We start from the raw sequence: 12,549 nt of genomic DNA, 5'->3' as shown, positions 1-12,549 counted from the left end.
CTTTGAGGCTTCAACTTGTTTTTAAATGCGGACAGAAGAGCTAAACAGGGCATTATACGGCAGCAAACTTAGGGCCTACGCCCTTATGCGGCGCACGACATACCTGCTCGCCATCATTTCGGTGGGGCTCCTCATTTATGCCCACGGCATCGCGCAGAAGCCTGAAACGATTCAGCTGCTGTTCAACGCCATCGACGCCATCCTGACGATATTCGTTATTATCTACCTCCTGCGTATCCTCTATACCTTCGAGCGAAAGAAATTTTTGCGGCGCACATGGTTTGAAGGGATTCTCATGGCCGTTATTCTGGTGAATGAGGTAAGTACCTACGGTCTGCAGGAGTCGTTGATATACACTCTTTTTGATCGCATTGACATTCCTCTTTCCGTAGAACTGTACCGGGTAGTGGTGTCGCTCTTTATGCTCGTGCTGCTGGTTATTGAGCTTCTGGAAACACGTGTGCACCTTAAAACGCTACAGTTCAAGCCCACCATTACCTTTTTGTTCAGTTTCCTGTTCCTGATTTTGATAGGCGCAAGCCTGTTAATGATGCCCAACATGATTACCACCCCGGGCAGCATGCGCTTTATCGACGCCCTTTTTATGGCGGCCAGCGCCTCTTGCGTAACGGGCTTGGCCGTGGTGGACCCGGGTACCTATTTTACTTTTTCAGGACAGGTGGTATTGCTGATGCTCGTGCAGTTGGGCGGTCTGGGTATCCTGACTTTTGCCACGTTCTTTGCCACGCTCATGCGGCAGGGAGTAGGTATAAAGCAGCACGTAGCCATGTACGAGATCATGGAAAGCGAGTCGCTTTTCTCCACAAAAAACCTACTGCGCAAACTGGTCGTGATGACCCTTACCATCGAAGCTATTGGGGCTGTGATTATCTTCATGACGTGGGGACAAGAAGCGCAGTTTGAGAGCTTGGGCAGCAAGATTTTTTTCTCGGTGTTTCATGCGGTGTCGGCTTTTTGTAACGCTGGATTGTCGCTATACCCTGAAGGACTCTATACCGAGCCGGTCCGGTTCGCTTATGTCATGCACCTGACTGTGGCGGGTCTGATTATATTCGGAGGCATCGGTTTTCCAACGATCCTTGATGTGCTGTCACCAATGTCGATGCGGGCACGCATGGAGCGGCCTTGGAGAAATTGGCGCTTGCTCTCCCGTATCACCATTTTCACGTCAGCCGCCCTGATTACGATGGGCACGGTGGGCTTCTTTCTACTGGAGTACTATAATACGCTGGCCGAACTCAGTTTTGTGGAAGCCGTGATTGCGTCTTTTTTTCAGGCTGTGACCACCCGTACGGCTGGCTTTAACACGCTCGATATCTCAGCGCTGAATGTGCCTACCTTGCTTATGTTTATTTTCCTGATGTTCATCGGGGCATCGCCGGGCTCTACCGGGGGCGGTATCAAAACCACCACTTTCACAATTATCCTATTGTCTGTGTGGGCAACTATCCGCGGCAAACGAAACGTAGAGATTGGCAACCGTACCATACCGCACTCAGTGTCTTATAAGGCCTTTTCAGTGTTTACGTTCGCTGCCATGATCAATATCCTCTTTCTGTTCATCCTTACCATCACCGACTCACAATTCGATATTTTCAGATTGGCCTTTGAACAGGTATCGGCCTTTGCCACCGTGGGTCTAAGCACAGGTATAACCGCCGGCCTCTCGGATGCGGGCAAGGGTGTGATCATAGTCTCGATGTTCATGGGCAGGGTAGGAACACTGACGCTAGCACTCGCTCTCAGCACCCGGGCAACCACCACTGCCTACAAATACCCAGAAACGCATGTGCCGGTCGGATAACCGGAGTTTAGGAGTTGGGGTGTTTAGTAGTTCAGAAATCTATAAAAGCACAAGGTCTGTAGGGACAGGTCGCGACCTGTCCAAATCGTGCACCAATTACCTGCCGGATTTGTGCACCTAACAATTTAGCCATTCAACCATTTAACAGATAATTCATCATTTCTTAAACCGAAAGGCAATAGAAGAAAGGAGAGCAAAATTATTGGAAGTTGAGCCAGCATCTTTTTCAAAAATGTTTTCCTGCCCTTTCAGCCAGCGGGCTTCTATACGGCAGACCACGTTTGAGTGTGGACTATAATCGGCGTTAGCGGAGAGGCCGGTGGCCCGAAAACCGTTAGTCCCGACCGGAGCAGTTATAATTACCTCATTTCTGTCAGAATAGTGCTCGGCGCGGAAGGCCATAGCCCATGCTTCACTTAATTTATACTGCGCGATGACTACCGGGCTGTACCATGTGTGGTAGCTGCTACTTCCCTTACTCTGTTGCTGTATTCCAATGTCAAATCCTGCGATCAAAGTAGTTCGCTCACCAATCCCAAACTGCCCATAAACATTGTTGAAGTAGCGCATTCTCCGGAGAGCATCCGGGTCGTCGGTGCCGATAAACGTGCTCCAGTTCAGGGTCAGGTTGTCGTGCGGCGCATAGTTTACCTGTGTGCCGAAAGAGGGTAATGAATTCCCGGGCACCCGTCGGATGCGCTGCCAGCCGTTTACGACCAAAGCGGCCAGTGTCCAGTCTGGTGTAGGAGCATAGGTCAGTTTTGCTCCAGAGAGAAAATAGGGGGAGTTCTCAGCCAGCAAGGAGCGGGTAAGCGTCAGGTTATCGGCAGAGATGGCGCTCTCAAACCCGATGTGTGAGCCCATGATACCCGCATCAAGCCAGACCTTTGACTGCCTATCCAGCGCTATACCTGCGTTGGCCTCGAACACATGGCGCATTACCTCTTCTTCGGCTGCATAATTGTCGGAGGCATACGTGCCTGCCTGCAAAGCCAAAGCGCCCCTATACCTGTCGTGTTCTACACTGGCCCGGAGCAAACCCAGATTCAGGTTGAACTCGTTGTGGCGGTTGTGGTTGTAGAGAAAGGGCTGCCGATAGCCTGCAGTGGGTTTGTTGAAATCATAGGCATAAAAAATGTCGGCAAACCCTTCGAAGCGAACTTCAGGATTTGCCGACATGGTGGTATCTGTTTGTGCAAAAGCGTTGATGGAGCTCAGTAGCGATATGGCTAAAATGGTGGCTCTTATCACGGCTTCTCAGCTATACTCTTACGCTCTTACTCCGCTATACGCTTTTACAGTCTGGATAAAGCATTTCACTTTCTCCGGGTCGGTATCTGGGTATACGCCGTGGCCAAGGTTGGCAATGTGGCGCTGCGGACCAAATTCCTTCAACATATTAATGGTTTCACGCTCAATTGTTTCGAACGAGCTGTACAGTAAGCATGGGTCCATGTTGCCTTGCAGCGTCTTGTTAGGACCAACTTGGGCTCTGGACGTTTTGATGTCCATGTTCCAGTCGAGACCGATGGTTTCGCAGTTGAGTTTGCTGAAATCCTCCAGCGCAAAGAAAGCGCCTTTGGCGAACACCGTTACCGGCACGTCGTTGATGGCATTACAAATCTCACTGATGTAAGGCAATGAGAATTCGCGGTAGTGTGCTGGCGTGAGTATACCTGCCCAAGAGTCGAACACTTGGATCAGGTTGGCACCCGCCTCTACCTGTGCTTTGAGGTAGGCAATGGTGGTGTCGGTGATCATGCGCAACATCTGGTGCGCCAGTTTAGGGTTGGTATACAGCAAACCGCGTGCATGCGAGAACGTCTTCGAGCCGCTTCCCTCTACCATGTAAGCCAGGATTGTCCATGGCGCACCGGCAAAACCGATAAGCGGCACTCGTCCGTTCAGTGCTTTTTTGGTTACTTTGATGGCTTCCAGTACATAACCCAAATGCTCGTGCGGGTCAGCTACACGAAGTCTTGCTAAGTCAGCCTCAGTACGGATCGTCTTGGGGAACCACGGTCCGCGCTTCTCCACCATTTCATAGGTACAGCCCATGGCCTCCGGCACTACGAGGATGTCAGAGAAAATGATGGCGGCGTCCACATCCAAGATGTCCACGGGTTGGATGGTTACTTCGGCGGCCAGATCAGGGGTTTCCACCAGTTCTTTAAATCCGCTCAGGCTTTCGCGTACGGCTCTGTATTCGGGTAAGATGCGGCCGGCTTGGCGCATCAGCCACACCGGAGTACGTTCTACGGTTTCTCCTTTGGCGGCTCTTATAAGCAGGTCATTCTTCAATTCCATGGCGCAAAGATACGTTAAAAATGCTGACTGTCGGAAGATGATTGTTATCATCAAACAGCAGGGCAAATGTCATGTTAATTGGTGTACTCTGTGCGGGATGAAGTGGTTTGGAAATTTTGGAGGGTATAGCCAAAACGGAAGCTTTATTTATACCTCTGTAAAAAACAGCCCCTGTATCCCAGTCACAATAAAATTCACCCCAATCGACAGCACCATAAAACCCATAATGCGTGACAAAGCCGACAAACCAGCCTTGCCCAGAAACTGCAGCAACTGGTGTGAAAAGATAAGAATCAGGTATGCAACTAGGGCAAGCGCGATAATGGCTGTCACAACAAGGCCTAAATCTATGATTTGGAGTGCATCGGAATACATACTGATGCTCACGGCTATGGCCCCCGGGCCGGACAGCATCGGCATAGCCAGTGGGGCGAAGGAAATGTCTTCTTTTTGCATACTCTCTTTCAGCACGCCTTTCGATACTTTCTTGCCCCGGTGCGCTTTACTGGAAAGCAGCTCAAAACCCGCTTTCATGATCATGAGTCCGCCCGCAATGCGGATGTCGTGCAGCCGGATGCCGAAAAAGTTGAGCACGTACTGCCCGGCCAGAAAAAACACCGCCAGAATGAGCGCCATGTAAATGCAGGCGCGCAACGCTTGCTGGTTGCGGTTCGAGGGCGTGTCGTCTTGGGTGAGGGTGAGAAATACAGGCATCGCCCCGAAGGGGTTTACCACACTAAACAGGGCCGAAAAAGTGGCCAGCATCATTTCCATAGCTTGGTCAGGTTGTTTTCTGATGCAAAGCTATAACCCGGAAATTACGCCTGCGTTACCGCCATGTTTTATGTTTGTTAAGTGTCTTGCAAGAAAGATTGGTTGTCAAATGCAGGCGCTTCGATACAGAACTCCTTTGAAGAGATTTCATTAAAAGACGCCATCATTTTAAGTCACTCGCACTTGAGTGGCTCCGCTTAAAATGAAAAATGTAGCTATAGCCGAGTTCACCCTTGCCAACAGTAAGCTCCAGTGAGTCGCCGACTGCTATGGCATCCCACTCACTTGCTTTCCTTGGCGAAAATCGTTCTTCGTGGGTGGCAAGTTGAAGGTATAGGTAGCGTGTGCTGGTGCTTACATTTTTGGTTTTCTGCTGCACAAAGGCTTTTTCAGTTCTCAGGTTAGCTTTGGCTGTTGCCATGTTGTAGTGTCCGGCGATCATTACCGTACAAGCTGCAATGCTTAACCATAAGCCCAGAATGGCAACGGCTCTTGTATGATTGTTTTTAAAGAAGCTTGGCATCATCTTCTTTAAGATAGAGGTGGTCACGGTAGCAAGTGCAACGCCCAATAGGCCATAAATAATCAGAAAGTCGTTGGTGTGGATGTGGTTGTCCAAGGGTGGCCACCAGATGCCAGAACCGAGCAGCGTAGCGTAAAAAAAGGCTAAAGCCAGACGGTGCAACCACTTTTCGAGTTTAGAGTCTGGTACAACCGGTTCGTTATACTCAGGGTATTTCAAAGCGGCACGTGCCTCACCAAGCATGCCTAATAGAGATAGGTTCCAGAGCGCATACAGACCGCCGGCTATACCTATTATAAAGGCAAGATGCCCCTCTTTATCCCAAATGAGCACCACACCTAGTACCCCGACCAGCATCCGAAAGGTATACCGAAGAGCCAGTTTTAAAAAAGGGTTACGCAGAAGATTCATGCTGTGTGACTACGACAAAAACAGCGCATAAATTGCCGACACAATGAAATTCACCCCGATTGAAAGCACAATAAAGCCCATGATACGGGAGAGTGCCGACAGGCCCGCTTTGCCCATGAAACGGGTAAGCTGTGTCGAGAAGCGAAGAATCACATAGCTAATGGCGGCCAGCAGGATAATGCCGACTAGGATCAAGGTCATGTCCAAGAAGGAAAGGGAAGTGGTGAACAGACCAATGCTCACGGCTATGGCCCCCGGACCGGAGAGCATCGGCATGGCCAGCGGCGTAAAGGAAATATCTTCTTTATGCTGCGCTTCCTCCACCACATCCGGCGATACTTTTTTATTGCTGCCACCCGGTGTGAGCAACTCGAAACCGGCCCGCATGATCATGAGCCCGCCCGCGATGCGCAGGTCGTGGATGCGGATACCGAAGAAATTGAGCACGTACTGCCCAGCCAGAAAGAAGACTGCCAGTATACCTACCATATACAGACAAGCCTTGAGGGCCTGCTGGTTACGTTGTTCGGTTGTGTCGTTTTGGGTGAGCGTCAGGAATACCGGCATGGCCCCGAAAGGGTTCACAACGGAGAAAAGGGCAGAAAGCGTGGCAAGAATAATTTCCATGGAAGCGATAAACGTAGAACCTCCAATATAGTTTTTAATCAATATAAAACCAAAGAACAGCGTTTAGCAGGTATAGAAATCGCCGGGGAGGCAAGGCGATTAAAACATTATCCTTAATTTTGGGTAGTAAACACCCTAAGCAACACACTATGAAAGGAGAAGTAAAGCTCGGGATACTGGGCGGCGGGCAACTGGGCCGCATGCTCATACAGGCCGGACTCGATTTTAACCTCTATACCTTGGTGCTCGACCCGGACGAAAACGCGCCTTGCAAAGACGTGTGCCACGAGTTCTACGTAGGCAGCTTCCGCGACTTCGACACCGTGTATGAGTTTGGTAAGAACTGCGACATCCTCACCATTGAGATTGAGCATGTGAATGCCGATGCCCTCGAAAAACTGGAACAGGAAGGCGTGAAGGTATACCCAGATGCCCGCACCGTGCGCACCATTCAGGATAAAGGCCTACAGAAAGAATTTTACAAGAGCCATGCTATACCTACAGCAGATTTCAGAATCCTGAAAGACGCCGAAGAGCTCAAAGCCAACACCGATTTTCTGCCGGCTTTCCAGAAGCTGCGCCGCGAGGGCTACGATGGCCGCGGCGTAACCCGACTGCAAAGCGATGCTGATCTGGGCAAGGGCTTTACAGAGCCGTCGGTGCTGGAGAAGTTGGTGGATTTTGAGAAGGAGATATCCGTGATCGTGGCCCGCAATGCTAACGGACAGGTAACGGCATTTCCGGTTGTAGAGCTTAGTTTCCATCCAGAGCACAACTTGGTGGATTCGCTTTTTGCTCCGGCCAACGTGCCTTACAAACTGCAGCGCCTTGCCATCGAGATTGCTACCCGCGTGATCGAGTCGTTTGACATGGTAGGTATACTAGCCGTGGAAATGTTCCTAACCAAGGACGGACAGATACTGGTGAACGAAGTGGCGCCTCGTCCGCACAACAGTGGCCACCATACCATTAAGGCGAACTATACCTCGCAGTACGAGCAGCACCTGCGTGCCATCCTGAATCTGCCGCTCGGCAGCACCGACATTCAGAGTGCCGCTGTAATGCTCAACTTACTCGGAGAACCGGGTTACGACGGCGAAGCCAAGTACGAAGGTTTACAGGACGCACTAGCCGTGCCGGGCGTTTACATTCACCTGTATGGCAAGAAGTACACCCGCGCCGCCCGTAAGATGGGACACATCACCGTGCTGGGCACCGACCTGCAGGAAGCACAGCAGCGGGCCGAGCAAATCAGAAACGTCATCAAAGTAATCGCATAATATGTCTAATGAAACAAATACGCAGCCGCTGGTAGGCATTATCATGGGCAGCCAGTCTGACATGAAAGTAATGGATGCCGCCGCTGAGATTTTAGAGAACTTGGGTGTTCCTTTTGAGATTACCATCGTGTCGGCGCACCGCACCCCGCACCGCATGTTTGAGTACGCCGAGCAGGCCCGCAAAAAAGGACTGAAAGTGATCATCGCCGGAGCCGGTGGTGCAGCGCACCTGCCGGGCATGGTGGCTTCCATCACAACACTTCCTGTAATTGGCGTGCCTGTGAAGTCTAGCAACTCTATCGATGGTTGGGACTCTGTGCTCTCCATCCTGCAAATGCCGGGTGGTGTTCCGGTGGCAACTGTTGCGCTAGATGGAGCCCTTAACGCAGGTATACTGGCTGCGCAAATAATAGGCACATCCAACGCCGCTGTGGCTGACAAACTGGAGAAGTACAAGGTAAGCCTGAAAGATAAGGTAATGCGCTCGGTAGAGGAACTACGCCGTGGCGACCGTGACCTAGACTAAGCGCAATGGATCTGGATAGGCTATTGTTGATCCTTAGCTGACATCCCGGAAACATAGAAGCCGGACCATTTGTGGTCCGGCTTCTATGTTTTTAGAGAACTGTGATAGAACCTTTTTAAAAGCTGTATCCTGCCATTAGACTAAAGGTTTTGATACTGCTAGGCAGCATAATAATCCGAGAGATTCCGTCGGCGGATTCGTAGCGAGTCTCCAAAAACAGTGTTCTGTCCTTTATCGGGTACATAATGCCTATTCCTCCCAAGGTTCCAAGCATACTAGGTCTAAAATCGCTACCCGGAAGAGCCTCAGACTCCTCGGTATAACTTGTGCTATGGAACGTGCTGGTGGTTTTTAGTTGCCTGTTTGTGTATACAGCGTAGGAATAGGATGCGCCTACATTAATAAAAGGTCTTACTTTCCCTTTAGGGAATGTATATCGTAGCTGAACGGGCAGTTTTAAGTAGTGTAGGTCGAAAAGAAGTTCATGAACAGTAGTTCTTCCTGAGCTATAGTTGGTTTGTACAGTACCCTCAAATCGATAGGGCGCATAAAGTAACTCAAACAATAGAGAAATTTTTTCGCTGACAGCGGGATTTGAAACCTGCATGGCAACTCCAGCTCCCAAACCTATCCCCGTGCTGCTATAAGACCCCTTTGCGTAGGAGTGTTCGCCAGCCATGTTTAAAGAAGGGATGGAAAAAGTAAGCATCGGAACAGGTTTGTATGAAGTTTTCTTGGGCTCCTTTGCGTACTGTGTGCTTCCCATGCACTGGTTATAAGTCTGCACCACTTTTGTAAGTGAGCTGTGCTGAAGTGCAACAGTCTTGAGGCGATTCTCGCTAAGTGAAGCACAGTCGTAGAAGGCAGAGCCTAGTACACCCAGATAAGGCTTTTCCACTGTGCGATAGGTTTTGCCTGTTTTAGGATCTTTGCTGGTATAGTTATGTTCCGTTAGTTCGACCAAAACGGCATTATCCTTCGAGAAGTAAAAACGGTCCCGGTCAAGGTCGTCACGGTAGTTGTAGAGGCTGGCCTTCCCTTTAACGAGAGCATGCAAAAAAAGCAGTTGTTCTGGCTGAGTCTCTGTGGCAGGCACGACTTTAGACTCATAGGCTTTATTCTCCTTGTCAAACCCATAGCCAGCTAACTGAGCAGGGGTGTAAGCCTGTTCAGTTGACTCGAGAGTGGATTTAAAAGTGGCCGTTTTTGAGTTTCGGTTAGCACCTCGGTAGTCAACATAGCCTCGGAGGGTGTCATGATCTTGCACAATGTAACCGGTACGGAAGTCCTTTTGGGCAAAAGCCTGTGCAAAAAATAAAAAAGCTAAAAGGGTAAGGTAAAGGTGTTTCATGTAGTGAAATTGAATAAATGTATACCTGTTGTTAATAATTGTATTTAAAAATAATAGCCTACCCCAATACTTGTCGATGCCAATGTGAAGTTGACTTGCAGGTTCCTCTCCATGTTCTGGTTAAGCATAAATGTGTTCGGATCCTGATTTAGGCCATCGCCAATGCCATGGGTATAGTTTATCACATTTGCCTTCAATTCTAAACCTAAATTGGTTACAGGAAAGAATACAATACCTGGACTGATATTGCCATACAGGTACTGAGTTTTGACAGCCCCATCACTCGTAGACCTATATTTTTCCTCTCCGTATTGGTTTGTTACATAAGTGCTGAACTCATACTGGTTTTTCACAGTGCTATAACCTATACTGCTCTCCCCAAAAGCATATACCTTAGGTATCACTTCCTGATAGTAACGCGCCATGGGGCCAATGGATAGTGTCTGGCTTTTGGGGTTTGCAAATCTATAATGCTGTATTTCGTTGTTGCCAGTGTTTTGCGTAATATGCTGGTCGCTCTTAACATGCTGTATCCGGTATTCACCGCTGACACCTAGCATCCACTTTTCGCTGAAGAATTTTCCTGCAACAGGCTTCACCGTAAAAGTGCTCGAGGAAGGGGCAGGTGCGTGCGGACGGTTCACATTGCTGCCTAAGGTACCGCCTATCAGCATATTGTCAGTTTGTACTTGTGCATAGCACGCTCCGGAAGCGATGCAACAGATGATGAATAGTAGTATTTGTTTCATGTGCGAAGTTAGTACAGAAATACATTCACTACCTAATGACCAAGTTAAACACGTAGCTCCATAGGCAGGGAATTCTTCCAAAGCAACTTATCTAGTATCAGACTCTTTTATTGTTCATCATATAGTTGGTTGCAGGCTTTAAAACTAATATTCCTGATAACTCTAAGGTATAGTTAAAACAACAAAATCCCCGACTGAACCAGCCGGGGATTTTTACTATAGTTTGAGTTATTCTTATTTCTTGCCGTCTACTTCTTCGTAGTCAACGTCGGTTACACCGCCGTCGTCAGTGCCTGCGCCCTGCGGGCCGCCTGCCTGTTGACCATTGCCGGCTGCACCAGCTGCGCCTTCCTGTCCGGCGCCGGCAGCGTACATCTCCTGAGAGGCCGCCTGCCAAGCGTTGTTCAGGCCTTCGATGGCTGCGTCGATTCCAGCAATGTCTTTCGCGCCGTGTGCTGTTCTGAGCTGACCCAGTGCACTTTCGATGTTAGACTTATTGCCTTCAGACAGCTTCTCGCCATACTCTTTCAGCTGCTTTTCGGTCTGGAAGATCATAGAGTCAGCCGCGTTCAGCTTCTCGATCTCTTCCTTCGCCTTCTTATCAGACTCAGCATTAGCCTCAGCTTCCTGACGCATTTTCTCGATCTCCTGCTCGCTCAAACCAGAAGAAGCCTCGATACGGATCTTCTGCTCTTTGCCAGTCGCTTTGTCCTTGGCCGTTACGTGCAGGATACCGTTGGCGTCGATATCGAAGATTACTTCGATTTGCGGAACACCGCGTGGTGCTGGTGGAATGCCGTCTAGGTGGAAGCGACCGATCGTACGGTTGTCTTTCGCCATTGGGCGCTCACCCTGCAGCACGTGAATCTCTACCGATGGTTGGTTATCCGAAGCAGTTGAGAACGTCTCAGACTTCTTAGTAGGGATTGTCGTGTTAGACTCAATCAACTTCGTCATCACACCACCCATGGTCTCGATACCCAGTGAAAGTGGAGTTACGTCCAGCAGAAGTACGTCTTTTACTTCACCTGTGAGTACACCACCCTGAATTGCAGCACCGATGGCTACCACCTCATCCGGGTTCACACCTTTAGAAGGCTTTTTGCCGAAGAACTTCTCAACTTCTTCCTGCACTCTTGGGATACGGGTAGAACCACCTACCAAGATCACCTCGTCGATGTCAGAAGTAGATAGGCCTGCATCCTGAAGGGCCTTCTTGCAAGGGTCCATCGAACGACGAATCAGGTCGTCAGTCAACTGCTCGAACTTAGCGCGTGTCAGTTTGCGTACCAAGTGCTTTGGCACACCGTCAACCGGCATGATGTACGGCAGGTTAATCTCTGTTTCGTTAGAAGAAGAAAGCTCAATCTTCGCTTTCTCAGCTGCTTCTTTCAAACGCTGCAACGCCATTGGGTCTTTGCGCAGGTCCAAGCCTTCGTCGTTCTTAAACTCATCCGCCAGCCAGTTAATGATCTTCGCGTCAAAGTCGTCACCACCCAAGTGTGTATCACCGTTGGTAGATAGTACTTCAAACACGCCATCACCCAGCTCCAAGATAGAGATATCAAACGTACCGCCACCTAAGTCGAATACCGCGATCTTCTGGTCTTTGTGTTTTTTATCGAGGCCGTAAGCCAGCGCTGCCGCTGTCGGCTCGTTGATGATACGCTTCACTTCAAGACCCGCAATCTGGCCGGCCTCTTTTGTAGCCTGACGCTGCGCGTCGTTGAAGTAAGCCGGTACCGTGATAACCGCTTCTGTTACAGTTGTGCCTAGGTAGTCTTCTGCTGTAGCCTTCATTTTCTGAAGTACCATCGCCGAGATTTCCTGTGGTGTGTACTGGCGATCACCGATCTCTACACGTACCGTGTTGTTGCCACCCTGTACCACTTTGTAAGACACCTGCTTCGCTTCTTCGCTCACCTCATTGTAGCTGTGGCCCATGAAGCGCTTAATCGAAGCAATCGTGTTTTGCGGGTTTGTGATTGCCTGACGCTTGGCAGGGTCACCTACCTTACGCTCGCCTTTGCCGCCGTCCAAGAAAGCGACGATAGACGGAGTAGTTCTGCGGCCTTCGCTGTTAGGAATAACCACTGGCTCGTTACCTTCCATTACGGCAACGCAGGAGTTGGTTGTACCTAAGTCTATACCAATTATCTTTCCCATTCTATAGTTT

The 12,549-nt window shown here is 49.7% G+C and carries 11 protein-coding genes; 3 read left to right on the top strand and 8 right to left on the bottom strand.

Going from position 1 to position 12,549, the window contains the following annotated elements; all coding sequences use genetic code 11:
- Nucleotides 1–25: 25 nt before the first annotated feature.
- On the top strand, nucleotides 26–1,825 hold the full coding sequence (locus Q1A04_RS05455) for a potassium transporter TrkG (RefSeq protein ID WP_299702293.1): 1,800 nt from the start codon (nucleotides 26–28) through the stop codon (nucleotides 1,823–1,825).
- Nucleotides 1,826–1,981: 156 nt separating this feature from the next.
- Here Q1A04_RS05455 and Q1A04_RS05450 read toward each other — a convergent pair whose 3' ends face one another.
- The 5 genes from Q1A04_RS05450 to Q1A04_RS05430 form a co-directional block, all read right to left on the bottom strand.
- Nucleotides 1,982–3,076, bottom strand: coding sequence for a porin (locus Q1A04_RS05450; protein ID WP_299702291.1), 1,095 nt, complete (start codon nucleotides 3,074–3,076; stop codon nucleotides 1,982–1,984).
- 18 nt (nucleotides 3,077–3,094) lie between these two features.
- Entirely contained in the window at nucleotides 3,095–4,132 is a 1,038-nt protein-coding gene (gene hemE / locus Q1A04_RS05445) for a uroporphyrinogen decarboxylase (protein ID WP_299702289.1), read from the bottom strand.
- A 147-nt stretch (nucleotides 4,133–4,279) separates the two neighbouring features.
- A complete protein-coding gene (locus tag Q1A04_RS05440) occupies nucleotides 4,280–4,906 on the bottom strand; it encodes a MarC family NAAT transporter (RefSeq protein WP_299702286.1) in 627 nt (208 codons plus the stop codon).
- Between the two features lie 163 nt (nucleotides 4,907–5,069).
- Nucleotides 5,070–5,840 carry a hypothetical protein gene (locus Q1A04_RS05435; RefSeq protein ID WP_299702283.1) on the bottom strand — a complete coding sequence of 257 codons (771 nt, stop codon included), beginning with the start codon at nucleotides 5,838–5,840 and terminating at the stop codon, nucleotides 5,070–5,072.
- 9 nt (nucleotides 5,841–5,849) lie between these two features.
- On the bottom strand, nucleotides 5,850–6,467 hold the full coding sequence (locus Q1A04_RS05430) for a MarC family NAAT transporter (RefSeq protein ID WP_299702280.1): 618 nt from the start codon (nucleotides 6,465–6,467) through the stop codon (nucleotides 5,850–5,852).
- A 149-nt stretch (nucleotides 6,468–6,616) separates the two neighbouring features.
- On the opposite strand from Q1A04_RS05430, the gene Q1A04_RS05425 reads away from it, so the two are divergent.
- Together Q1A04_RS05425 and purE are read left to right on the top strand one after the other, a co-directional pair.
- Nucleotides 6,617–7,747 carry a 5-(carboxyamino)imidazole ribonucleotide synthase gene (locus Q1A04_RS05425; protein WP_299702277.1) on the top strand — a complete coding sequence of 377 codons (1,131 nt, stop codon included), beginning with the start codon at nucleotides 6,617–6,619 and terminating at the stop codon, nucleotides 7,745–7,747.
- 1 nt (nucleotide 7,748) lies between these two features.
- A complete protein-coding gene (gene purE / locus Q1A04_RS05420) occupies nucleotides 7,749–8,273 on the top strand; it encodes a 5-(carboxyamino)imidazole ribonucleotide mutase (protein ID WP_299702274.1) in 525 nt (174 codons plus the stop codon).
- Between the two features lie 115 nt (nucleotides 8,274–8,388).
- Here the strand turns inward: purE and Q1A04_RS05415 are convergent, their stop codons facing one another.
- The 3 genes from Q1A04_RS05415 to dnaK all read right to left on the bottom strand — a co-directional run bounded on the left by Q1A04_RS05415 (nucleotide 8,389) and on the right by dnaK (nucleotide 12,539).
- Nucleotides 8,389–9,624, bottom strand: coding sequence for an outer membrane beta-barrel protein (locus Q1A04_RS05415; protein WP_299702271.1), 1,236 nt, complete (start codon nucleotides 9,622–9,624; stop codon nucleotides 8,389–8,391).
- A gap of 44 nt (nucleotides 9,625–9,668) precedes the next feature.
- Nucleotides 9,669–10,373 carry a hypothetical protein gene (locus tag Q1A04_RS05410; protein ID WP_299702268.1) on the bottom strand — a complete coding sequence of 235 codons (705 nt, stop codon included), beginning with the start codon at nucleotides 10,371–10,373 and terminating at the stop codon, nucleotides 9,669–9,671.
- Nucleotides 10,374–10,607: 234 nt separating this feature from the next.
- Nucleotides 10,608–12,539, bottom strand: a complete 1,932-nt coding sequence (gene dnaK, locus Q1A04_RS05405) for a molecular chaperone DnaK (RefSeq protein ID WP_299702266.1) — start codon at nucleotides 12,537–12,539, stop codon at nucleotides 10,608–10,610.
- Nucleotides 12,540–12,549: the final 10 nt, after the last annotated feature.

Source organism: uncultured Pontibacter sp. (assembly GCF_947499215.1).
In the GTDB taxonomy this organism is placed as follows: Bacteria; Bacteroidota; Bacteroidia; order Cytophagales; family Hymenobacteraceae; genus Pontibacter.
The sequence above is the reverse complement of the archived record's forward strand: the minus strand, read 5'-3'. Positions and strand labels throughout refer to the sequence as shown.